The sequence below is a fragment of the Pseudomonas marginalis genome, from assembly GCF_008692035.1.
Taxonomy (GTDB): Bacteria; Pseudomonadota; Gammaproteobacteria; order Pseudomonadales; family Pseudomonadaceae; genus Aquipseudomonas; species Aquipseudomonas marginalis.
This window is the reverse complement of sequence record NZ_VTFG01000002.1, coordinates 1,036,204-1,058,199: the sequence shown is the minus strand read 5'-3', so window position 1 is coordinate 1,058,199 and position 21,996 is coordinate 1,036,204. Positions and strand designations below refer to the sequence as shown.

20 protein-coding genes are annotated in these 21,996 nt (G+C 62.1%); 14 read left to right on the top strand and 6 right to left on the bottom strand.

What is annotated here, in order from left to right; genetic code table 11:
- Positions 1-103 precede the first annotated feature (103 nt).
- The 4 genes from FX984_RS25090 to FX984_RS25075 are packed head-to-tail and all read right to left on the bottom strand — an operon-like array spanning position 104 to position 6,173.
- On the bottom strand, positions 104-1,483 hold the full coding sequence (locus FX984_RS25090) for an ATP-binding protein (protein WP_027604624.1): 1,380 nt from the start codon (positions 1,481-1,483) through the stop codon (positions 104-106).
- On the bottom strand, positions 1,480-3,294 hold the full coding sequence (locus FX984_RS25085; RefSeq protein ID WP_027604623.1) for a DAHL domain-containing protein: 1,815 nt from the start codon (positions 3,292-3,294) through the stop codon (positions 1,480-1,482). Before FX984_RS25085 ends, FX984_RS25090 begins: the two co-directional genes overlap by 4 nt.
- A gap of 10 nt (positions 3,295-3,304) precedes the next feature.
- Positions 3,305-4,273 (bottom strand): cytochrome-c peroxidase, encoded by a 969-nt coding sequence (locus FX984_RS25080; protein ID WP_146475880.1) that lies wholly within the window; start codon positions 4,271-4,273, stop codon positions 3,305-3,307.
- Between the two features lie 25 nt (positions 4,274-4,298).
- Positions 4,299-6,173, bottom strand: a complete 1,875-nt coding sequence (locus tag FX984_RS25075) for a putative bifunctional diguanylate cyclase/phosphodiesterase (RefSeq protein ID WP_027604621.1) — start codon at positions 6,171-6,173, stop codon at positions 4,299-4,301.
- 219 nt (positions 6,174-6,392) lie between these two features.
- On the opposite strand from FX984_RS25075, the gene nosR reads away from it, so the two are divergent.
- Genes nosR through FX984_RS25060 form a run of 3 tightly spaced genes read left to right on the top strand, consistent with a single transcriptional unit; the run spans position 6,393 to position 8,667 of the window.
- Entirely contained in the window at positions 6,393-7,709 is a 1,317-nt protein-coding gene (nosR, locus tag FX984_RS25070; RefSeq protein ID WP_092356312.1) for a response regulator c-di-GMP phosphodiesterase, NosR family, read from the top strand.
- Positions 7,710-7,741: 32 nt separating this feature from the next.
- Positions 7,742-8,155, top strand: a complete 414-nt coding sequence (locus tag FX984_RS25065) for an NUDIX hydrolase (RefSeq protein ID WP_027604619.1) — start codon at positions 7,742-7,744, stop codon at positions 8,153-8,155.
- A 5-nt stretch (positions 8,156-8,160) separates the two neighbouring features.
- On the top strand, positions 8,161-8,667 hold the full coding sequence (locus FX984_RS25060; protein ID WP_027604618.1) for a GNAT family N-acetyltransferase: 507 nt from the start codon (positions 8,161-8,163) through the stop codon (positions 8,665-8,667).
- 24 nt (positions 8,668-8,691) lie between these two features.
- Here the strand turns inward: FX984_RS25060 and metR are convergent, their stop codons facing one another.
- Positions 8,692-9,609 (bottom strand): transcriptional regulator MetR, encoded by a 918-nt coding sequence (gene metR / locus FX984_RS25055; RefSeq protein ID WP_027604617.1) that lies wholly within the window; start codon positions 9,607-9,609, stop codon positions 8,692-8,694.
- 182 nt (positions 9,610-9,791) lie between these two features.
- On the opposite strand from metR, the gene FX984_RS25050 reads away from it, so the two are divergent.
- The 5 genes from FX984_RS25050 to FX984_RS25030 all read left to right on the top strand — a co-directional run bounded on the left by FX984_RS25050 (position 9,792) and on the right by FX984_RS25030 (position 13,407).
- Complete coding sequence (locus FX984_RS25050) at positions 9,792-10,811, top strand: alpha/beta fold hydrolase (RefSeq protein ID WP_027604616.1); 1,020 nt, start codon at positions 9,792-9,794, stop codon at positions 10,809-10,811.
- Between the two features lie 55 nt (positions 10,812-10,866).
- Positions 10,867-11,520 carry a DsbA family oxidoreductase gene (locus FX984_RS25045; RefSeq protein ID WP_027604615.1) on the top strand — a complete coding sequence of 218 codons (654 nt, stop codon included), beginning with the start codon at positions 10,867-10,869 and terminating at the stop codon, positions 11,518-11,520.
- A 188-nt stretch (positions 11,521-11,708) separates the two neighbouring features.
- Positions 11,709-12,629 carry an arginase family protein gene (locus FX984_RS25040; protein WP_027604614.1) on the top strand — a complete coding sequence of 307 codons (921 nt, stop codon included), beginning with the start codon at positions 11,709-11,711 and terminating at the stop codon, positions 12,627-12,629.
- Positions 12,626-13,006 (top strand): DMT family transporter, encoded by a 381-nt coding sequence (locus FX984_RS25035; RefSeq protein WP_027604613.1) that lies wholly within the window; start codon positions 12,626-12,628, stop codon positions 13,004-13,006. The genes FX984_RS25040 and FX984_RS25035 overlap by 4 nt, the downstream gene beginning before the upstream one ends.
- Positions 13,003-13,407 (top strand): DMT family transporter, encoded by a 405-nt coding sequence (locus tag FX984_RS25030; RefSeq protein ID WP_027604612.1) that lies wholly within the window; start codon positions 13,003-13,005, stop codon positions 13,405-13,407. The genes FX984_RS25035 and FX984_RS25030 overlap by 4 nt, the downstream gene beginning before the upstream one ends.
- A 51-nt stretch (positions 13,408-13,458) precedes the next feature.
- Here the strand turns inward: FX984_RS25030 and FX984_RS25025 are convergent, their stop codons facing one another.
- Positions 13,459-14,229, bottom strand: coding sequence for a MipA/OmpV family protein (locus tag FX984_RS25025; protein ID WP_146475878.1), 771 nt, complete (start codon positions 14,227-14,229; stop codon positions 13,459-13,461).
- A 226-nt stretch (positions 14,230-14,455) separates the two neighbouring features.
- Between FX984_RS25025 and FX984_RS25020 the strand changes: the two genes are divergently transcribed.
- The 6 genes from FX984_RS25020 (at position 14,456) to FX984_RS24995 (ending at position 21,933) form a co-directional block, all read left to right on the top strand.
- A complete protein-coding gene (locus FX984_RS25020; protein ID WP_027604610.1) occupies positions 14,456-15,160 on the top strand; it encodes an MtnX-like HAD-IB family phosphatase in 705 nt (234 codons plus the stop codon).
- Complete coding sequence (locus FX984_RS25015; protein WP_065938687.1) at positions 15,153-16,547, top strand: aspartate aminotransferase family protein; 1,395 nt, start codon at positions 15,153-15,155, stop codon at positions 16,545-16,547. Before FX984_RS25020 ends, FX984_RS25015 begins: the two co-directional genes overlap by 8 nt.
- On the top strand, positions 16,544-17,521 hold the full coding sequence (locus FX984_RS25010; protein ID WP_146475876.1) for an alpha/beta hydrolase: 978 nt from the start codon (positions 16,544-16,546) through the stop codon (positions 17,519-17,521). Before FX984_RS25015 ends, FX984_RS25010 begins: the two co-directional genes overlap by 4 nt.
- 131 nt (positions 17,522-17,652) lie before the next feature.
- The gene (locus FX984_RS25005; RefSeq protein ID WP_098480931.1) at positions 17,653-18,777 is read left to right on the top strand and encodes a GNAT family N-acetyltransferase; all 1,125 of its coding nucleotides are present in this window, start codon (positions 17,653-17,655) and stop codon (positions 18,775-18,777) included.
- Positions 18,777-20,546, top strand: a complete 1,770-nt coding sequence (locus FX984_RS25000) for a HAMP domain-containing sensor histidine kinase (protein ID WP_092356323.1) — start codon at positions 18,777-18,779, stop codon at positions 20,544-20,546. The genes FX984_RS25005 and FX984_RS25000 overlap by 1 nt, the downstream gene beginning before the upstream one ends.
- Positions 20,536-21,933 carry a sigma-54-dependent transcriptional regulator gene (locus tag FX984_RS24995; protein ID WP_027604606.1) on the top strand — a complete coding sequence of 466 codons (1,398 nt, stop codon included), beginning with the start codon at positions 20,536-20,538 and terminating at the stop codon, positions 21,931-21,933. The genes FX984_RS25000 and FX984_RS24995 overlap by 11 nt, the downstream gene beginning before the upstream one ends.
- Positions 21,934-21,996 lie beyond the last annotated feature (63 nt).

Here is a 21,996-nt window from a genome sequence, read left to right as displayed (position 1 = left end):
GCATGCAATCGTGTTGCTTGTGTGGAGTCTCGAGTCGGGAAAAGGGTCTGTCTACTGTCAGAAATAACAGGTTGCGCAGGGGCGGATGATTCGGCGGCGTGTCCTACGCCGCCGTCTGCCGAATCGGTAATACCACGCGAAACTTCGTGCCCTTGCCCAGTTCGCTGCTGACAGAGATATCGCCATGGTGTTTCTTGATGATGCCGTAGGAGAGTGACAGCCCTAAGCCAGTGCCTTCGCCCACCGGCTTGGTGGTGAAAAACGGGTCGAAGATTTTCTGCACCGCCTCGGGGGCAATCCCACAGCCGTTGTCCGCCACTTCCAGCCACACGTTCTCGCCTTCCACACCGTTGCTGATGGTGATGATGCCGCGCTCCGGCCCCATGGCCTGCGCCGCATTGATCACCAGGTTCATCACCACCTGGTTGAGCTGGGAGGCCAGGCATTCGATCTCTGGCAGCGGTGCGTAGTGCTTGACCACATCGGCCTTGTACTTGAGTTCGCTGGCAACGATGTTCAGCGTCGAATCGATGCCCTGTTGCAGGTTTGCGAATTGCCAGGTCTGGTCGTTGTCCACCCGCGAGAAGTTTTTCAGGTCCTTGACGATCTGCACCACGCGGCCGATGCCCTCCTTGGACTCGTGGATCAACACCGGAATGTCTTCCTGTAGAAACTCCAGTTCCAGGCGGGTGCGCAAGGCCTTGAGCTGCTCGTGCTGTTCACCCGTGGCGAGGCTTTCTTCGGCCTGCCGGTAAGCCTCCAGCATCTGTTGCAACTGGGTGAAGTAGCCGTCGAGGGTGCTGAGGTTGGACGAGATAAAGCCTACCGGGTTATTGATCTCATGGGCCACGCCCGCAGCGAGTTGCCCCAGGGAGGCGAGTTTTTCCGACTGCACCAGCTGGCTTTCCAGGTGCTTGCGCTCTTCGATTTCCAGCTGCAGCGCGTGGGTGCGTTGTTCCACCAGCCGTTCCAGATGAGTGGTTTGCAGGGTGGCGCGACGGGCCATGTCCCATTTATTGGCCAGGGTGTTGGCCATCTGTTGGACTTCGATGTTATCGAACGGTTTTTTCAGGATCAGCAAGCGATCATGGCCTTGCAGGCGGTCGAGCAGGTCCTCCCAGGAATAGTCCGAGTACGCGGTGCACACCACTACTTGCAGGTCGGGGGCGACTTTCCAGAGCTCTTCTATGGTCCTCGCGCCGTCCCAGCCCTGGGGCATGCGCATGTCGACAAACGCCAGGGCATAGGGCTGCTGGTGTGCCATGGCGGTGATGAGCAGCTGCAGGCCTTCTTCGCCGCCGTAGGCCGAGTGCAGGTCGAAAGGGGGAGCCGTGGGTTTGCTGGTTTCACCGAACAGTGCCGACTCCATGTCATCCAGCTCCTGGTTGGATTCAGTGGGCGGCATCAGGATCTTGCGGAAATCCTCATGAATCGACGGTGTGTCATCAATCAACAGGATGCGCCGGTTGGGAGGCTGGTTCATACGAGGCTTCCGGCAGGAATGAGGGGGATCGTCAGGGTGAATAGCGCGCCCAGGCCCGGCCCGTCGCTGTGGGCGCTGAGGTGGCCGTCCATTTCGACGGCGGCCAGGGCGCAGCTGTGCAGCCCGAAACCGTGGCCTTCCTTGCGGGTGGTAAAACCATGGGTAAATATCCGGGTCATGTTCTCGGCCGGTATGCCTTCGCCTTCGTCCTTCACGCTGATCTGCAACCTGTTGTCCTCCAGCGACTGGACCGTAAGGGTCATCTGCCGTGGCCGGTCGGTGAGGTTGGACATGGCGTACTTGGCGTTGCTGATCAGGTTGACCATGATCAGCAGCAAGCGGTGTTTGTCCCCGAGGACTTCCGGCACCTGCCCGTAGTGCTTGACCACTGTGACATTGTGCCGGCTCAGGGCCCCCGCGTTCATGCGCAGGGCGTCTTCCATCAAGGTGCTGATCTGCACCGGCTCCTTGAGCGAGGGCGCGCCCGCATAGGATTGTTGGGTGGAGACAATGTCCTTGATATGGTCCACGCTTTTGCTCAATTGCCCCAGTTCCTCGATCAGGCCTTGTTGCTCGACGGCAATGGCGTCCACCAACTGGTTCAAGTAGCCGGGCAGCAACTTGCCCTTCTCATCTTCGGTGATAAAAGTGCCCAGGTCGCCCTGGCGTTCGTTGATCAACTGCATGGCCTTGCCCAGGCCCATTGCCTTGCTGCTGCGCAGTTTGCGGGTGACCAGGTCGGCGGAGATGTTCACGCTGTTAAGCACATTGCCGACGTTGTGCAGCACGTTGGTGGCGATCTCCGCCATGCCGGCCTGGCGCGCGCTGTCCATCAGCTCGCTCTGGGCATCCTTGAGCTGTCGGGTACGTCGTTCCACACGCTGTTCCAGGGTTTCGTTCACCGCCTGCAAGGCGCGGTTGACGCGGTTGATCTCGGCGAAACTACGCAGCAGGCGAACCGTCAGGAACAGCAGCAGGGCCACCAGCAGGGTCGAGAACACCAGCAGGTAACGGTGGTATTGCTGCTCGACCAGGTCGAGGGCCTGTTGGTCCTGGTTGAGGTGGGTGGTCAGGTCATCCAGGCGTTCGGCTACCGGAATGGCGGCGATCTGTTCGAGCAACGTGTTCACCACCGGCTGCTCGCGCAGGATCAGTTCGATGTGATTGCTCAGGATCTCCACCGGGCCGCGGAATTCGCTGGGCAGCAGTTCCTGGTTGACGGCCAGCTTGCCCAGGCCGACGAGAATGTCGGCGGCGCGCTCGTCGCTGGTGACCTGGGCGAATTCAAGGCTGCTGAGCAGCAAGTCGTAGGTGTCGGTGGCCACGCTTTGCAGTTGCGGTTTTGTATCGTCGTTCACCTGGTTGAACTGCGCCTGGATATCGTCTTCGGCAGTCGGCAGGAAGGCCAGGGAATTGCGCAATACCGCGTTATGGGACTTGAACTGGTCGACGCGCCGGGCCTTTTCCTGGATGGCCGCCTGATAAGCCTGTTGGCTGGCTTGCCAGGCGGGCAGGTCTTGCGGGCTGTGGTACGAGTCGCGTGCTTCCAGTTCGGCCCACAACCGGGTCATTTCCGTCAGGGGCGTCACCAGGGGGTCGTAGTTGTGGGTGATGGCTATCCTGGCCTTGAGGACTTCGCTGTCCCACTGGGCATTGAGTTGCTGCAACTGCCGGATCAGGTCCCGGGAGTGGGTGTAGGAAGACGCCTGGTCGCTGGACGACTTGATGTACAGAAAAATCAGGGTCGAGGCCAGCAACAGGGTGATCAACCCCAAGGCCAACTGGCTGGTGCGGCGGCGAGAAAGGGTCATGACGGTCTGCTCATAAAGGCTTGCCTTTCCATTCGCCGGTCAGGGTCTTGAGAAACTGGATGATCAGGTCTTTATCCTCCTGTGAAGGATTGCGCCCCAGTTGGAACTTGAACATCACGTCGACGGCTTCTTCCAGGGTCTTGGCCGAGGCATCGTGAAAATACGGGGCCGTGACCGCGACGTTACGCAGGCTGGGGACCTTGAACACGTGCCGGTCTTCCTCATCCTTGGTTAGCAGGTAGCGCCCCAGGTCCGACTCGACGGGGTTGCCGCGGGCCTTGAAGTAGTCGCCCATCACGCCGAATTTCTGGAACATGTTGCCGCCGATGTTGATGCCCTGGTGACAGGCGATGCAACCGTAATCCTTGAAGCGCTGGTAGCCGTACTTTTCCTGGATCGTGAGGATTTCCGTGTTGCCCAGCAGGTACTGGTCAAACCGTGAGTTGGGCGTCAGCAGCGTGCGTTCATAGGTGGCCAGGGCGTTTTGCACATTGGCGGCGGTGACGCCATCGGGGTAGGCCTGCTTGAACGCCGCCTGGTAGGCGGGCAGGGCGGTCAGGTTCTGCACCACCGTGTTCCAGTCGCTGCCCATTTCCACCGGGCTGATGACCACTTGCTCGACCTGCGCTTCCAGGGTGTCCATCCGGCCATTCCAGAACTGTTTGAAGTTCAGGCTGGCGTTGAAGACCGACGGTGTATTGATCTCCACGGGTTTGCCGTCGAAACCCAGGGAGAAGGGCCTGGTGTCGGCGCCCCCGGATTCGAGGTGATGGCAACTGGCGCACGACAGCGTGTTGTTCACTGACAGGCGCGGCTCATTGAACAGCTGGCGGCCCAGTTCGACCTTGGCCGCATCCAGGTGCGGCACCGGCGGCAGGGGCTTGAGCGCTTCGTCCAGCGGCGCGGCCGTCACGGTCGTCCCCAGGCACAGCCCCAACGCGAGGATGGAGCCGAAACGGTAGGTTGAAACGTCGCTCAAGCGAGCACTCCTTGCAGGCATAGGGCTATTGGTCGGGCATCAGTGTGGGGCTGCCCACCTGCAGCAACTGGGCGAAATCCTTCGCAGGCACGGCCTTGCTGAACAGAAAGCCCTGGCCTTCTTCACAGTGCTGGGCTCTCAGGAAGTTCAGCTGTTCGAGGGTCTCCACCCCTTCGGCGATGATGTTCAGCTCCAGGCTCTTGCCCATGCCGATGATAGCGCTGATCAGCTGCGCGTCCTGGCTATTTTCGTGCAGCCCGCGCACGAATGATTGGTCGATCTTCAGCACATCGATGGGAAAGCGTCGCAGGTAGCTGAGGCTGGAGTAGCCGGTGCCGAAATCATCCAGGGCCAGGCGCACGCCCATGGCCTTGATCCGGTTCAGGATATCGACCGTCTCGTCGACGTTCTGCATCAGCACGCTTTCGGTGATTTCCAGCTCCAGCTGGTTGGGCGGCAGGCCGGTCTGCTTGAGGATGGCGGCCAGGTTGTCGACAAACTCCCGCTGGCGGAAGTCGATGGCCGAGATGTTCACCGAGATGCGCAGCGGCGCCAGGCCCATGGTGCGCCAGGCCTGTGCCTGTTCGCAGGCGTGGCGCAGCACCCACTGGGTCAAGGGCACGATCAGCCCGCTGTCTTCGGCCACCGGAATGAAGTCGGCCGGGTGGACCCAGCCCGAGCGCGGTTGAAACCAGCGGATCAGCGCCTCTGCGCCGAGGATCCGCCCGGTTTCCAGGTCCAGCTTGGGCTGGTAGTGCAGCGCAAACTCATCGTGCTCCAGGGCCTGGCGGATCGCGCTTTCCAGGTTCTGCTGGTGCCGGGCGCGCAGGTTCATGTCTTCGGTGTAGAAACTCAGGTCGTCGGGGCCACGCTCCTTGGTGGTGTGCATGGCGGTTTCGGCGTGCTTGATCAGTTCCACCGCAGTGCTGCTGTCGTTCGGGTAGATGCTGATTCCGAGGCTGGCGGTAACGCTCAGGTCGTGCCCCGCGACATGCCGGGTAACGCTGATGGCCTGGAGCACCTTCTGGGCGATATGCTGGGTTTGCTGGGGATGCTGGACATCATTGAGCAGGATCACAAACTCGTCCGAACCATAGCGAAACACCGAGTCCGACTCACGCACGGCCGCCACCAGGCTTTGGCTGACCTGCTGAAGCACCTCATCCCCCACCGGATAACCCAGGGCGTTGTTGATGCGCTTGAAGCGGTCGAGGCCGATAAACATCACCGCCAGTTGCGTGTCATGGCGCCGGCCCAGGGCAATGGCCTGGGTCAGGCGGTCGCCCAGCAGCGTGCTGTTGGGCAGCTCCGTGAGCGCGTCGTATTGCAGCAGGTGCGAGACTTTCAGCAACTCCTGCACGCGTTCCTCAATCGTGCGTTCGAGCCCGATCACCTTGAGGGCGGCATCCTGGGCGAGCTGCCATTTCCACGTAAGGGCGCTGGCCATCTGGCGGATTTCCAGGTGGTCGAAGGGCTTCTTCAGGATCAGCAACTGGTCGTTGTACTTCAATCGCGCCTCGATCGCTTCAAAGGAATAGTCGGAATAGGCGGTGCACAGGGCGATCTGCAGGTTGGGATCGACGTTCCACAACTGCTCGATGGTTTGCAGGCCGTCCCAGCCGGGCGGCATGCGCATGTCGATGAACGCCATGGCGTAGGGGGCGTTGGTTGCCAGGGCCCGATTCACCAGCTCCAGGGCTTCCTGGCCCTGATAGGCGGAATCCAGGATAAACGCCTGGCGAGGGACGGTGGGGGTGCCGAACAGGGTTTGCTCAAGGGTATCCAGGGAGGGCTCGGCGTCGGCGTCGGCGCAGAGGATCTTGCGAAAGTCCAGGTGGATGGACGTGACATCATCGACGATCAGGATGCGACGGTTGGCCCGCCCTGCGTTCGGGTTCATAGTGCGCGCCTTATCTGCAAACGGTTCGACGGCATAACCATTCCTTCCTTGGTTCCATGGCTGAGCGGGGCGCAGACCTGCCGTGACAGTGTAGTCGAGGTCCCTTGAATTCGGCGGCCAGTTGGCGTCAAATCAACTCCGCGCCTTAAGCGAGGGAAGATGGCTTGGCACACGGTTTCAAATCAGCTCAATTCAGTTCAATGTGAAGGCGCAGCAGGCATGGATGAACAACTTGCGACGAAACCCACTATTTTGCTGGTCGACGATGAAGAGTCGATTCTCAACAGCTTGCGTCGCCTGTTGCGCGGCCAACCCTTTGATGTCGTGCTCGCGGGCAGCGGCGCCCAGGCCCTGGAGATCATGGCCGCCCAGCCCATCGACCTGGTGATGAGCGATGCGCGCATGCCCGGCATGGACGGCGCGCAGCTGCTGGCCGAGGTTCATCGCCTTTATCCCGCCACCAGTCGCATCCTGCTCACCGGCTACGCCGACCTGCCGACGATCATCAAGGCGATCAACGAAGGGGCGATTCACCGCTATATCGGCAAACCCTGGAACGACGACGAACTGAAGCTGATCCTGCAGCAGGCCCTGGAATTTCAGCGGCTGGAACGCCTGGCCCATCAGCAGAACGACCAGCTCAAGCTGTTGAACGCGACCCTGGAAAAGCGCGTGGCAGCACGCACCAGTGAGTTGCAACAGACCGCCGACATGCTCGACCTGGCCTACGACGAGCTCAAGCGCAGCTACGTGACCGGCACCGAAGTGTTTTCGTTGCTGGCCAACCTGCGCCTGCCCAAGAACAAACAGACCAACCGTGCACTGATCGAACTGGTGCGGGTGTACTGCACCGCCCAGTCCATAGACGAAGCCAGCGCCCGCGACATGGCCATGGCCGCCGCGCTGTACAACATCGGCAAGCTGAGCTGGAGCGACAGCATGTTGATCGAGCCCGCCGACAAGCTGCACAGCACCGATCGCGAGCGCTACCGTGGCTATCCGGCCCAGAGCGAATCACTGCTGATGACCCTGGAGCCGATGAAGGATGCGGCGCGGATCATCCGTCATCACCAGGAACGCTGGGACGGCAGTGGTTTTCCCGACCACCTCAAGGGCGATGCGATTCCGTTCGGTTCACGCCTGCTGAAACTGGCGGTGGACTTCATCGAGTTGCAGAAAGGCCTGATCCTTGAGCGGCACCTGAACAGCGATGAAGCGCTGTTGTATATCCGCAAGTATGCCGGGCGCCTCTACGATCCGGACCTGGTCGAGGACTTCATCCTGGCGTGCGCTGCGTTTCTCAGTGACGTGACCCTGGGCGATCCGACCGTCAAGGTGCTCACCACCCGTGAGCTGGAAGACGGCATGGTCCTGGCGCGTAACCTCAACGCCGATAACGGCATGTTGCTGCTCAATGCCGGCAAGGTGCTGAACCTGCCGCTGGTGGACAAGCTGATTGCGTTCGAGGCGATGGAAGGCGCCAAGTACAGCGTGTTCATCAAGGAGCCGGACGAGAGCGAAGGGGTGCTCCATTAATTTTCATTGTTTGAGTTCAAGGTTTTCAGTTCATGCCTAGCACTATCCGTATCGCCGCTGCCCTGCTGATCGGCAGCGACGGCCACACCTTGCTGGTGCGCAAGCGCGGCACCCAGGCCTTTATGCAACCCGGTGGCAAGATCGACGCCGGTGAGCAGCCCGTCGAGGCGCTGGCCCGCGAGCTGTACGAAGAGCTGAACCTGCGCATCGAGCCCGGCGACGCGGTCTACCTGGGTCACTTCTCGGCCCCCGCGGCCAACGAACCGGGGTTTACCGTGGACGCTGAATTGTTCCAGGTGCAGATCGATGTTCCGGTCAGCCCGGCCGCTGAAATCGAAGAGGTGCGCTGGATCGACCCGGCCGGTGATGGCGGCCTGGTGCTGGCGCCCTTGACCCGTGACCTGATCCTGCCGTTTTACCGCGCGTCACTGACCACGCCGGCCTGACGCGAATGAGCGTGCGTGCGCTGGGGGCCAGCGATGCCGAGGCTTATCGGGCGTTGATGCTGGAAGCTTACGGCGCCTATCCCCAGGCGTTCACTTCCAGTGTGGCCGAGCGTGGGGCGATGCCGTTGAGCTGGTGGGAAAAACGCCTGGAGAGTCCGCTGGATCGTTTGCTCGGCGCGTACGTCGGGGATGAGCTGGCCGGCATCGTCGGCCTGGCCTTCGAGCCTCGGGAGAAGGCGCGGCACAAAGTGACCCTGTTCGGCATGTACGTGACCCAGGCGCACCAGCACAAAGGCCTGGGCCGGCGATTGGTCGAGGCCGCGCTGGATGAAGCGCGCCAACATCCGCGCCTGAAAGTGATCCAACTGACCGTCACCGCCGGCAACGATGCAGCGTTTGCGCTGTACCGCCGCTGCGGGTTTATCCAGTACGGCCTGGAACCGTTGGCGGTGCGGGTGGGTGTGGACTACTTCGATAAAATCTACATGTGGCGCGAACTCAACTCTGGCTGAGAGCCAATGTGGGAGGGTGTTGTTTCAGCGCACCGCGCTCACGCCGTCCAGCGTTGAAAACGACGTGTCCTTGGCCGTCAGCAAAAAATCGCGCATATACGGTGCATCCAGCATATCCGCACGAATCCCCGCATACAGCGTCGCAAACAAGCCTTTCTCGCCCAGGCGCTTGGCCTTCACGTAGCCGCGCGAGCTGTATTCATGCAGGGCCCAATGGGGCATGCCGCACACGCCGCGACCGCTGGCGACCAGTTGCATCATCATCACCGTCAGTTCCGAAGTGCGCACCTGGGCCGGTTCCACGTCGGCCGGTTCCAGGAAGCGGGTGAAGATGTCCAGGCGGTCACGCTCCACCGGGTACGTGATCAGGGTTTCGCTCAGCAGGTCTTCGGGCACGATGTACGCCTTGTTCGCCAGCGCGTGCTGGTTGGCCACGGCGAGCATGGCTTCGTAGGTGAACAGCGGTACATAGGTGATGCCCGGCAGCTCCAGCGGGTCGGACGTCACCACCAGGTCCAGGTCGCCACGGGCCAGGGCCGGCAGCGGCGCGAACGCAAAGCCCGAGGCCAGGTCCAGCTCGACTTCCGGCCAGGCATCGCGGAACTGGTCGATGGTCGGCATCAACCACTGGAAACAACTGTGGCACTCGATCGCCATGTGCAGGCGTCCGGCGGTGCCCCCGGCCAGGCGTGCAATATCTCGCTCGGCACCACGCAGCAGGGGCAGGGTGGCGTCGGCCAGTTGCAGCAGGCGCAGGCCGGCGCTGGTGAAGCGCACGGGTTTGGTCTTGCGCACGAACAGCGGCATGCCCAGGCGCTCTTCCAGCTCCTTGAACTGGTGGGACAGCGCCGATTGCGTCAGGTGCAGGCGCTCGGCGGCCTCCACCAGGCTGTCGGCCTCGCGCAAGGCGTGCAGGGTCTTGAGGTGACGGATCTCGAGCACGGGCTCTCCATGAAGACAATTTGTGACGAAGCGGGATAGCGTGAGTTTGTCTCATGTTGCAAGCTGTGTCGACCACGACCGCCGGGCACTCTTCATCAAACTGTCATGGAACTGTGGCAGCGCCCTTGAACAAACTTCATCAGACTCGCGCTCTACTGGGGTTCTGCGTTTCGGTGTTTTTCATGCGCGTGTTGCTTTTACTGGCCGCTCTGCTGTTCGGCCTGCCGTCTTTTGCGGCGTCTCGATGTGATGTCAATGTCCCGACCCAAACGGTCGACCTGGCCCAGGTGAGCATCGCCTACCAGAGTATCGGCCGTGCGTCCGACCCGGCCTTGCTGCTGGTGATGGGCCTGGGCGGGCAACTGATCCACTGGCCCGACGAAGTCGTCGTTGCCCTGTGCCAGCAGGGTTTCCGGGTGATCCGCTATGACAACCGCGATGTCGGCCTCTCCACCTGGCGCCAGGCGCCGGCGAGCGCCAACCTGACCTTTGAAGTGCTGCGCTACAAGCTCGGCCTGCCGGTATCGGCGCCGTACACGCTGACGGATATGGCCGATGACGCCCTGGGCCTGATGGACGCCTTGCAGATCCAGCAATTCCACGTACTGGGCGCAAGCATGGGCGGCATGATCGCCCAGCACCTGGCGGCGATGGCGCCGCAGCGCGTGGAAAGCCTGACCCTGGTCATGACCAGCTCCGGCGCCGAAGGCTTGCCGGCCCCGAATGCGGCGCTGGTGCAGTTATTGTCGCGACGCAGTGCGCCGAATCGTGAAGTGGCGCTGGAGCAGCAGGCGGATTTGCTCGCGGCGCTGGGCAGCCCGACGGTGAAGGACGATCGCCAGGTGTTGCTGCACCAGGCGGCGCTGTCCTATGACCGCGCCTTCAACCCGGACGGCGTGAAGCGCCAGATCATGGCGATCCTCGCCGAACCCAGCCGTGTGCCGCTGCTCAACCAGCTGCGCGTGCCGACACTGGTGGTCCACGGCACCGCCGACCCTTTGCTGCCGGTGATGCACGGCGTGCACCTGGCGGCGCATATCCAGGGCAGCCAGTTGAAGTTGATTCCCGGCATGGCCCATCGTTTCCAGGAAGCGTTCAAGGTGCCGCTGCTGACGGCGGTGCTGCCGTATCTGCAGGCGCATCGTGAAGATGCCGCGCATTGGGCGCAGATCGATCCGGTCGGGCCTTCGAAGCTGCTGTGACATTGGTGTATCGTGCACCCTTTACGGCGTATTGAAGCCTGCGAGGTTGCCTGTCATGAGTACTCCCCTGAAAATCGATTTCGTCAGCGACGTGTCCTGCCCCTGGTGCATCATCGGCCTGCGCGGCCTGACCGAAGCCCTCGACCAGCTTGGCAGCGAGGTGCAGGCCGAGATCCATTTCCAGCCGTTCGAACTGAACCCGAACATGCCCGCCGAAGGGCAAAATATCGTCGAGCATATCACCGAGAAATACGGCTCCAGCGCCGAAGAGTCCCAGGCCAATCGTGCGCGTATCCGCGACATGGGCGCCGAGCTGGGCTTTGCCTTCCGCACCGACGGCCAGAGCCGTATCTACAACACCTTCGACGCACACCGCCTGCTGCATTGGGCCGGGCTCGAGGGCTTGCAGTACAACCTCAAGGAGGCGTTGTTCAAGGCCTACTTCAGCGATGGCCAGGACCCTTCCGATCACGCCACCCTGGCGATCATCGCCGAAAGCGTCGGCCTGGATATAAAGCGCGCCGCCGAGATTCTCGCCAGCGATGAATACGCCGCCGAAGTCCGCGAGCAAGAGCAGTTGTGGACCTCCCGTGGGGTGACGTCGGTGCCGACCATCGTGTTCAACGACCAGTACGCCGTCAGCGGTGGCCAGCCGGCGGAAGCCTTTGTGGGGGCGATTCGCCAGATCATCAGCGAAGCTAAAAACTAAAATCGAACACTGATCCAAATGTGGGAGGGGGCTTGCGCCCGATAGCGGTGGCACATTCAACATCTTTGTTGACTGACACTCTGCTATCGGGAGCAAGCCCCCTCTCACATTTGTTTCTCACTGTCCTTGAGGTAAACGCTGGCCCGCCCCTTGCATCGCCCCCCTAAAGCCATAGGGGAAACATGACCTTGAATATTCTCGACCTCGACCACAGCCTCACCGGTCAGGCACCGATTGCCCGGCGTCTGGCCAGTGGCCGTGCCACGCGTATCGACCTGCTGGACCTGGGCCCGAAGCTGCGCCTGTGGTCCACCGAAAAAACCTGGAAGCGCTTCGCCGAGCGCCTGGCCCGGCGGCCCCGGCCCACGGATGCGCGCCCGGAAATCCTGTTCGTCGGCTCCGGCGATTATCACCACCTGACGCCGGCGTTTCTGGCCGACCTGAAAGAACCCATCAGCCTGATCCACTTCGACAACCACCCAGACTGGGTGCGCTTTGCGCCCAAGCGTCACTGTGGCTCGTGGGTCAACCGCGCATTGAACATGCCGGCGATCAAACGCATCGTCACCCTCGGCCCGTGCAGCGATGACCTGCATAACCCGCAACTGCGTGGCGGCAACCTCGGAGCCCTCAAGCGCGGGCGCCTGCAACTGTTCCCCTGGCAGCACCCGCCGTCGAAAGTCTGGGGCCGGGTCGGCGATGGCGCCGGCCACCAGCAGCAGGAAAACCACCTGCACTGGCGCAACCTGGCGGAGCTGGACTGGCCGGCGTTTCTCGAGCAGATGATCGGCAGCCTGCCCACCGAAGCGATCTGGATCACCATCGACAAAGACGTGCTCGCCAGTGAAGACGCCGCCACCAACTGGGACCAGGGCGGCATGCGCCTGACCCACCTGCTGCAAGCCCTGCGCGCATTGGCGGCGCGCAAGCGCATCATCGGCATCGACGTGTGCGGCGAGTTCGCCACGCCGGCGTTCAGCAACGCGTTCAAGCGTTGGGAAGCCAAGTCCGACCAGCCGCCCGCGGAGCGCTGGAGCCCGGAGGATCTGCAGCGCAACGCCGCCACCAATGAAGCCCTGATCGACCTGTTTGAGGAGCTGTTCCCGTGACCTTGACTGTGGTGTTGCTGGTGGCCTTTTCCATCGTGCTCGATGTGATCGGTCAACTGTGTTTCAAGCTCGGTCTGGACCGTTTACCGGAGCTGGAGGGCGGCTTTCGCCTGAATGCGTTCTGGGGCCAGGTGTTCAATGCGCCGTTGCTGTGGGCGGGGATCGCGGCCTATGTGATCGAGTTTTTCGTGTGGCTCGAAGCGCTGTCTCGTGCGCCGTTGAGCCTGTTATTTCCGGCGGCGGCCCTGGCCTATTGCGGGGTGGTGCTGGCCGGCAAGGTGGTACTGGGCGAAACCGTCAGCCGCCGCCGTTGGCTGGGCACGCTGGTGATTACCTTGGGTGTGATGCTGGTAGCGATTGCTGGGAGTCAGGCATGAGTACGCAAACGATGCATACCGGTTGGTTGCATGGGCGCCTCGGCACGGTGGTGCTGTGGGCCTTGCTGATCTGCACCGAGAGTGCCGGGCAGCTGTTTACCAAGGTTGCAGGGGACCAGCTGGGGCAGATGGATTTCAACTGGCAGTGGTTGTCCGAGGTGGCGCGCAACCCGGGAATCCTGGCGGCGATTGCCTGCTACATCGGCGCGTTTTTCGTGTGGATGCTGATCCTGCGGCGCAGCAGCCTGTCCCTGGCGTTTCCACTGAGTTCACTGGTGTTTGTGGTGGTGTTGCTCGGTTCGTGGCTGGGGCTGGGGGAACATATCAGCCCGCTGCATTGGGTGGGCGTTGCGGTGATTATCGGCGGAATCGCGCTGTTGGCCGAGGGCGAGGAAAACTGAAACACGGAACCCTGTGGGAGGGGGCTTGCTCCCACATGTTGTCCGAAGTGATCAATCGAACCTGTAGCTGATCGCCGTCTGCACCTGGCCCTGGTTCACGTCGCCCGTCTCCTTGACGATGCTGCTGTTGGCCGCCGAGCCCACCAGGTGGATCCAGCTGGCGCTGGTCAGCAGCGACCAGTGGGAGGCCAGGGGGAACTCGAAGCTCTGGGTCAGCGTGAGGTTCTGGAAACCGCCGCTGGCGTTGTAGGGGCGAATGCCGGAGGCCGCGGATTCATTGGCGTCTACCCCGAAATAGGTTTGAGTCTGGCGCGCATCGGCGAAATTCGCCGCCAGGCCGCTGCTGCCGATAATCCCGCCTCCCAGTGGGTAGCCCAGCTCGCCGCCGACCTTGCCCAGCGCACCGCTCTGCGAGTGCCCGCCGCCCACGGCCTGGCCCATCCGGGCGTACACGCGCCAGAAGTCGGCCGGCGCGTATTGGATGAAACCGCCCACTTCCGCCATGTCCGACACATTGCGCAGGCCTTGCAGCTCGCCGTTGGAAGTACGCCCCTGCAGGTAGTTGATGTAGGGGCCGGCGGTAAAACCGTTGGTGTTCAGGGCGCTCCAGGTCAGGCCGTCATCGGTGCTCAGGCTGACAGGGCCCCAGTCCAGGTCCAGGTAGGGCACGGGGCGGGTTTCGTAGCGGCTGCCGGTGGGGTCGTGGGGTTGATAACTGAGGCCCGCGCCGACTTCACCGGTGATCGGGGCTGCCAGGGCGGGGTCGGCAATGCCCCACAGCCCCAGTAAACCGGCGAATACAGCGCAAGTGAGTTTGAGCATGGAGCAGGTTCCTTATGTGGACATGCGCGCATGAACGCGCGAAGGGCATCCCTTGCGCAAGCACTCATCTTGTTTGTAGCGAGCTACAAAAATTGTAGCTTGCACGACACATATCTCCACCGCTAACGCCAGAACCCCCAGCCCGGCTGGGCTTCAGCCAGTTGGCACACTCCCTGCTCTACCCCTTGGGCAAGCGCACACAGCGCGCTCCTCAAGGTAAACGCAGATGATCCACTGGCATATCGTGTGTGACTTCGACGGGACCATTACCCCCACCGATGTCATCGACAACGTCCTCCAACGCTTCGCCGGCCCCGAGTGGGAAACCATCGAACAGGAATGGCTGGATGGGCATATCGGTTCCCGCGAATGCCTGAGCCGTCAACTGGCGCTGATCAAGGCCACCCCAAGTGAACTGCTGGCGTATTTCGACAGTGTCGAGATCGACCCGGATTTTCCCGACTTCGTCGATCACGTGCTCGGCCTGGGCGCTTCCCTCGAAGTGGTCAGCGACGGCATCGAACAGGGGATTGCGCGGATCCTGTCGCGCAACTACGTGACCTTGCTGCCGATCCTTGCCAACCGCCTGCGCCAGGTCGACCAGAACAGCTGGCGCATCGACTTCCCGTATGCCAGCGATGCCTGCCGCGCCGCGTCCGGCAACTGCAAGTGCAAATCCACCCCGCGCAACAAGCGCGTGCTGGTGATCGGCGACGGCAAGTCGGACATGTGCGTGGCCTCCACCGCCGACTTCGTGTTCGCCAAAGGCAGCCTCGCCCAGTACTGCGCAGCCAACAACATCCCTCACGCGCGCTTCGACACCTTCGCCGAAGTGCCTGCGTTGCTGGCCCGCCTGCCTCAGGGCATCGCTGCCAACGCCACCACCTTCAATACCTCTTCTGACAATCAGGAACTCTTCCACCATGTCTGATATCCGCATCGCTACCGCCGAAGACCAGATCCTTCTGGATAAAGAAGCCAAGTATTGCTCCTACGGCGACACCGTTCACTACATCGAGCCACCGCGTATTTTCAGCCGTTGCGAAGGCTCCTACGTGTGGGACACCGAAGACCAGGCCTACCTCGACCTGCAAATGTGGTACTCGGCCGTCAACTTCGGCTACGCCAACCCGCGCCTGAACAACGCGCTGAAACAGCAGATCGACACCCTGCCGCAAATCGCCAGCCAGTACCTGCACAAAGGCAAGATCGAGCTGTCGGAAATGATCGCGGTGGACGCCAAGAAGAAATTCGGCCTCGACGGTCGCGTGCACTTCAACGTCGGCGGCTCGCAGTCGATCGAAGACTCCCTGAAAGTGGTGCGTAACGCCACCAACGGCAAAAGCCTGATGTTCGCCTTCGAAGGCGGCTATCACGGCCGGACCCTCGGCGCCTCGTCGATCACCTCCAGCTACCGCTACCGTCGCCGCTACGGCCACTTCGGCGAGCGTGCGCAGTTCATCCCGTTCCCGTACCACTTCCGCGGGCCTAAAGGCATGACCAAGGAAGAGTACGGCAGCCACTGCGTGCAGCAATTCGCACGCCTGTTCGAGACCGAATACAACGGCGTGTGGGACCCGAAAGTCGGCCAGAGTGAATACGCCGCGTTCTACGTCGAGCCGATCCAGGGCACCGGCGGCTACGTGATCCCGCCGATGAACTTCTATCGCGAACTCAAGCAGGTACTGGACCAGCACGGCATCCTGATGGTGTCCGACGAAATCCAGATGGGCTTCTACCGCACCGGCAAACTCTGGTCCATCGAGCACTTCGACGTACAACCGGACGTGATCGTGTTCGGCAAGGCGCTGACCAACGGCCTCAACCCACTGGGCGGCATCTGGGCCCGTGAAGAGTTGATCAACCCGAAGATCTTCCCGCCAGGTTCGACCCACTCCACGTTCGCCTCCAACCCATTGGGCACGGCGGTGGGCCTGGAAATGTTCAAGATGACCAACGAAGTCGACTACGGCGCGATGGTCATGGCCAAGGGCAAATTCTTCCTCGAAGGCCTGCAGGACCTGCAGAAACGTTTCCCGATCATCGGCGACGTCGACGGCCTGGGCCTGGCCCTGCGCTGCGAAATCTGCGGCCCGGACGGCTTCACGCCGGACAAGGCGACCCTGGACTACATGGTCGAAGAAGGCATGAAAGGCGACATGGTCGTCGATGGCCGCAAACTCGGCCTGATCCTCGACGTGGGCGGCTACTACAAAAACGTGATCACCCTGGCACCGTCCCTGGAAATCAGCTACCCGGAAATCGAACTGGGCCTGAAGCTGCTCGAGCAACTGCTGGTACGGGCGACCCAACGGTGAGCGCCGCCGGGATCGACCTCGGTGAAGGCCGCGCCGGTTTCGTTCTCGGTGAAGGTCCGGTCGGGATCCTGTTGATCCACGGCCTGACCGGCACCCCGACGGAACTGCGCCAGGTCGCCAAGGGCCTGGCCAAGGCGGGTAACTGCACGGTGTACGTGCCCACCCTGGCCGGGCACTGTGGTGACAACAGCGACCTGCAGGCCACCGGCTGGCTGGACTGGTACGAGGGCGTGCGCAAGACCTTCGTGCAGGTCAGGCAACGCCACGAGCAGGTGTTTGTCGGTGGCTTGTCCATGGGCGCGGTGATGTCGATGTACGTGGCTGCCGAGCACCCTGGGCAAGTTGCCGGGCTGTTGATGTATTCGACCACCCTCAAGTACGACGGCTGGAGCATCAACAAGCTGGCATTCCTCACGCCGTTGCTGATGAAGATTCCGTTCGGCGTGCACATCTGCCGCTTCGAAGAGAAGCCGCCCTACGGCATCAAGAACGAACGCCTGCGGGCAATCGTCGAGCGGCAGATGAAGGAAGGGCAGAGCAGCGAAGCCGGTTTGCTGACCATGGAAGGCATCACGGTGCGCGAATTGCACCGCATGAACGCCGTGGTCAGGAAACGCATGCCCAAGGTCAAGGTGCCGGCCCTGGTGCTGCATTCCCTCGAAGACGACATCACCAGCCGCTGGAACGCCGATTACGTGGAGCGTCACCTGGGCGGCCCGGTGACCAAGATCCTGCTGGACAACTGCTACCACATGATCACCGTCGACCTGCAATACCGCCGGGTCATCGAGTTGAGTGCCGACTTTGTCGAACGGCACACCGCGTTTGTGGACGCCGGCTTACTTTGTGGTGAGCGGGCTTGTTGTGTTGAGCTGGCTTGCTGTTGTGGTGAGCGGGCTTGTTGTGGTGAGCGGGCTTGTCCCGCGCTGGGCGGCGAAGCCGCCCCATCACTGACACTGCATGCGTCCAGTTAGAACTGAGGTGCCTGGGTTTGGGGCTGCTTCGCAGCCCAGCGCGGGGCAAGCCCGCTCACCACAGCAAGCCCGCTCACCACAACAAGCCCGCTCACCACAGCAAGCTCGCCAGCCATAACAAGGGAAACGATGTGATCACCACCCAAGCCTTCCCGACCATCCGGGCCCTCCAGCGTAGCGCCTGGAACGACTGTTTTCCCGGTGCCCTGGAAGACTGGGATTATTACGTCGCCGTGGAAAACGCCGCCATCGATGATTTCCAATGGCGCTACCTGGCGGTTTATGACAACGGAACGCTGGTAGCCGTGGCTGCCGCGTTCATCACCCATTATCGCCTCGACACCACGGTGTCGGGCGCCGGCAAGCGTTTGGCCGAACGTGTGGAGCGGCTGTGGCCGGGTGTTTTGCAATTGGGCCTGTATGCCATTGGCTCCCCGGTGGCCGAGCGTTGCGACGCCGGGGTGGCCAGTGGCGTGCCTGAGTCGCGTCGCCCGTTGTTGCTCAAACACTTGCTGGAGGCCGCGCGCCAGGATGCCGATGATTTCGGTATCGGCCTGCTGGCGGTCAAGGATGCACCCAGCCAGGACCCCCATTGGCTCGACAGTTGCCGGGTGGCGGGTTTTCAAAGCATGCCGGGCTTGCCCACCGGGGTGTTGCCGCTGCCGTACGGCTCGGTGGACGCCTACCTCGGCTCGCTGGGCAAATCCACCCGCAAGGACTTGCGCCGCAAGCTGCGTGCACCTGGACCGCGGGTGGAGTGGCGCGGCAATATCGACGACGTGCTGCCCGAGGTCATGCGCCTGTATGAGGCCACGCTGACGCGCGCCGAGTTGCAGTTCGAACGCCTGCCTGCCGGCTATTTCACCGGCGTGCTGGAACGCCTTGGCGATCGCGCCGTCTGTGTTCTTTACTGGGTCGACGAGCAGTTGGTGGCGTTCAACCTGCTGCTGCTGGACGAGCACCGGTTGGTGGACAAGTTTTTCGCCCATGACGTTGCGTTCAGCCGTGACTACAACCTGTACTTCCGCAGCTGGCTGACCAACGTCGACTACTGTATTCAACACAATATTGCGGTGTATGAGTGCGGCCAGGCCGGGTATGCCAGTAAGCTGCGCCTGGGTTGCGAGTTCCAGGGCAACAGTGTGTTTTTTCGCCACCGCAACCGGCTGGTCAACGGCCTGCTCACGCTTGTAAAACTGTTTATTCGACCGGATCGTTCCGACCCTGCCATGGCTGCTGCGATAAGCGAAACCTGATGATCACCAAGACCCGCCAGAAAGCCCGCCCCTTTGCCATTTCGCGCTGGAGCGTCCAGCGCAAGCTGGTGCTGGCGTTCTGGCTGGTCAGCGTGATTCCCACCATGATCGCGGCGGAGCTGGCGGCGACCACGCTGTCGCAGATTTTCGACAGCAACGTGCGCATCTGGCTGCAGGAATCGACCAAGATCGTCAAGGACGAGATCGGCGACATCCTTCACGACAACGCGCGCATGGCCAAGCTGTTCCTGCGCTACACCAGCCCGCCCTCGAGCCGGCAGGCGGCCAAGCATGACCGGCTGACCGCGGACATCGCCGATGCCACCGACATCGACGTGGTGGCGCTGATCCGCACCAGCGATCAAAAGGTGGTGTTCAGCACGGCTTCCGATGACATTGTCAAACAGATCAGCCTGACCAGCAACGCGGTGCTGCAGACCGTGCAAGTGGCAGGGGTGAGCACCGGGATTGTGGTCTCGACCTTCGAAACCAGCCAGGACGGCGTCGACTACCGCCTGTTGGTGGCGACCTACCTGGACAGCAGCTTTCTCACCAGCGTGGCCGATGTGCATTCCCTCGACCTGCGCCTGTACCTGGCCAACCCCGAGGGGTTCTCGGAGATATTTTCGACCCAGCGCTTCGTGGACCATCCTGCGCGCATTCCGAAAAGTGTCGAGACCGCGATGCGCAGTACCAAGCAGCCCAGCGAGCAGTTCACCAACAGCTACAGCGGGCTGTACTGGCCGATCTTCAATGACGCCGGTGACCTCCAAGGCGTGATTTTCAGCGGCCTGCTGCGCCATACCAGCCTGGTGGGGCTGGTGAACCAGAGCAATCTGTTCGTGCTGATTTTCCTGCTCAGCTCGGCGCTGTCCCTGGCGGCGGGGGTGCTGGTGTCTCGGCGCCTGACCAAGCCGTTGCGGGACTTATCCGAGGGCGTGGGCGCGGTGATCTCAGGCAACTACACGCACCGCGTGCTGGTCAGTGGCGGCGATGAACTGGCGCAATTGAGCAGCACCTTCAACCATATGACCGAGCGCCTGGGCGAGCTGCACCACCTCGAAGCCCAACTGCGCCGGCGTGATCGCCTGCATGCACTGGGTGAAGTCGCCATGGGCCTGGCCCATGAGATCCGTAACCCGTTGGGCATCATCAAGACGGCCACCCAGTTGTTGCACCGCCGCGTTGACCTGCCGGACGCCGACAAGCGCCACCTGGAATATGTGATCAGCGAAGTCAGCCGCATCAATGACCTGATCACCGAGTTCCTCGACTTTGCCAAACCCAACCCACCGTTGCGCGTGCTGCAGCCGGCCCGTCCGCTGGTGGAGGAGATCCTGGGCTTCTGCGCGCCGGAACTGGCCAGCCATAACATCGACGCGCAGATCGACGACCAGGCGCCGGGGGCGACGATCTACGCCGACGCCAAGCAACTCAAGCAGGCCTGCCTCAACTTGATTCTCAACGCCATCGATGCCATGCCTGAAGGCGGGCGCCTGACCCTGGGCATCCGCAGCGAGGGCGACAACACCGTCATCGCCATCGCCGACACCGGCCAGGGCATCGCGCCGGAGATGATCGAGCGTATCTTTACGCCATTCGTCACCACCAAGGCCTCGGGCACGGGCCTGGGCCTGGCCAAAGTCTATTCGATCATGGAAAGTCACGACGGCAGCATCGAATGCGCCAGCGAAAACGATGCCGGCGCCACCTTCAGCCTGTACATTCCAGCGACAGGCGAAGACGACGAGGACAGTCATGACGCATAACATTCTGGTAGTCGACGACGAACCCAAGCTCTGCGACCTGCTGGCGTCGGCCCTGGGCCAGAACAGCGTGCAGGTGTTCATTGCGGGCAACGGCCTGCATGCGCTCAAGGTGCTGGAACAGGAAGACATCGACCTGGTGATCAGTGACTGGCGCATGCCGGGCATGGACGGGCCGGCCTTGCTGGCCGAGATCAAGGTGCGTTATCCCCACGTGCCGGTGATCGTGATGACCGCCTACAGCACGGTGAAAAACGCCGTGCAGTCGATGCGCAACGGTGCCTACGACTACATTGCCAAACCGTTCGATATCGACGAGCTGGACATCACCGTGGCCAAGGCCCTGCAGTTTCGCGACATCATGCGCGACAACGCGCGCCTGCGCGCCGAACTGGATGAGCAGGCGCAGTTCGACAGCCTGGTGGGCGACAGCCCGGCGTTTCGCAAAGTGTTGCAGGCGGTGGATTCGGTGCGCGACAGCAGCACCACCATCCTGCTGACCGGCGAAAGCGGCACCGGCAAGGAAATGGTCGCCCGCGCCATCCACAAGCATGGCAGCCGTGCCGACAAGCCGTTTGTGGCGGTCAACTGCGCGGCGATCCCCGAAGGGTTGCTGGAAAGCGAAATGTTCGGCCATCGCAAGGGCGCGTTTACCGGCGCCGTGTCTGACCGGGTCGGGCGCTTCCAGCAGGCCGACAAGGGCACGCTGTTTCTCGATGAAGTGGGCGATATGCCCCTGGCATTGCAGGCCAAGATCCTGCGCGCCTTGCAGGAGCGGGTGATCGAGCCGGTGGGCGACCCCCGCGAGCGCAAGGTGGATGTGCGGGTGATCGCGGCCACCAACAAGAACCTGCTGGAGGCGGTGGCTAACAAGGAGTTTCGCGAAGACCTGTATTACCGCCTCAATGTGTTCCCGATCCCGCTGCCAGCCCTGCGTGAGCGTGTGGAAGACATCGCGCCCCTGGCCCGCCACTTTGCCCGGACCCTCAGCGCCACTGCCGGCAAGCGGATTACCGGCTTCAGCCCTGAGGCGTTGCAGGCCATGGCCGCGTATCACTGGCCGGGCAATATCCGTGAGCTGCAAAACTGTGTGGAGCGCGCGACCATCGTGGCCGCCACGCCTGTGATCGAAGACATTGATTTACCGGGTTATCTGTTTGCTTCCAAACCCAGCGAAGGCGGCGTGACCGCGATCCTCAGCGAAGGGCCGGGGATTCCCCAGGACCTGGATGCGGCGCTGGCGGAGGTGGAGAAAGCCTACATCCTGGCCGCCTTGCAGGAGAGCAACGGCGTGCAGGCTGCGGCGGCGGCGAAGATAGGAATTTCCGAGAGAAGCTTCTGGTATCGGTTGAAGAAGCTGGGCATCCAGGTCGACAAGATCGTCCGCTGACACGCCTCGATTAAAAGTGTGGGAGGGGGCTTGCCCCCGATGGCAGTGGGTCAGTTAAAGATA

Bases quoted from the DNA above. Each gene is read 5' to 3' on its own strand.
- FX984_RS25025 (WP_146475878.1), bottom strand. From the start codon at position 14,229: ATGCTCAAACTCACTTGCGCTGTATTCGCCGGTTTACTGGGGCTGTGG.
- FX984_RS25020 (WP_027604610.1), top strand. From the start codon at position 14,456: ATGATCCACTGGCATATCGTGTGTGACTTCGACGGGACCATTACCCCC.
- FX984_RS25000 (WP_092356323.1), top strand. From the start codon at position 18,777: ATGATCACCAAGACCCGCCAGAAAGCCCGCCCCTTTGCCATTTCGCGC.
- FX984_RS25065 (WP_027604619.1), top strand. From the start codon at position 7,742: ATGCCTAGCACTATCCGTATCGCCGCTGCCCTGCTGATCGGCAGCGAC.
- FX984_RS25030 (WP_027604612.1), top strand. From the start codon at position 13,003: ATGAGTACGCAAACGATGCATACCGGTTGGTTGCATGGGCGCCTCGGC.
- FX984_RS24995 (WP_027604606.1), top strand. From the start codon at position 20,536: ATGACGCATAACATTCTGGTAGTCGACGACGAACCCAAGCTCTGCGAC.
- FX984_RS25085 (WP_027604623.1), bottom strand. From the start codon at position 3,294: ATGACCCTTTCTCGCCGCCGCACCAGCCAGTTGGCCTTGGGGTTGATC.
- FX984_RS25045 (WP_027604615.1), top strand. From the start codon at position 10,867: ATGAGTACTCCCCTGAAAATCGATTTCGTCAGCGACGTGTCCTGCCCC.
- FX984_RS25090 (WP_027604624.1), bottom strand. From the start codon at position 1,483: ATGAACCAGCCTCCCAACCGGCGCATCCTGTTGATTGATGACACACCG.
- FX984_RS25015 (WP_065938687.1), top strand. From the start codon at position 15,153: ATGTCTGATATCCGCATCGCTACCGCCGAAGACCAGATCCTTCTGGAT.
- FX984_RS25075 (WP_027604621.1), bottom strand. From the start codon at position 6,173: ATGAACCCGAACGCAGGGCGGGCCAACCGTCGCATCCTGATCGTCGAT.
- FX984_RS25050 (WP_027604616.1), top strand. From the start codon at position 9,792: ATGCGCGTGTTGCTTTTACTGGCCGCTCTGCTGTTCGGCCTGCCGTCT.
- nosR (WP_092356312.1), top strand. From the start codon at position 6,393: ATGGATGAACAACTTGCGACGAAACCCACTATTTTGCTGGTCGACGAT.
- FX984_RS25060 (WP_027604618.1), top strand. From the start codon at position 8,161: ATGAGCGTGCGTGCGCTGGGGGCCAGCGATGCCGAGGCTTATCGGGCG.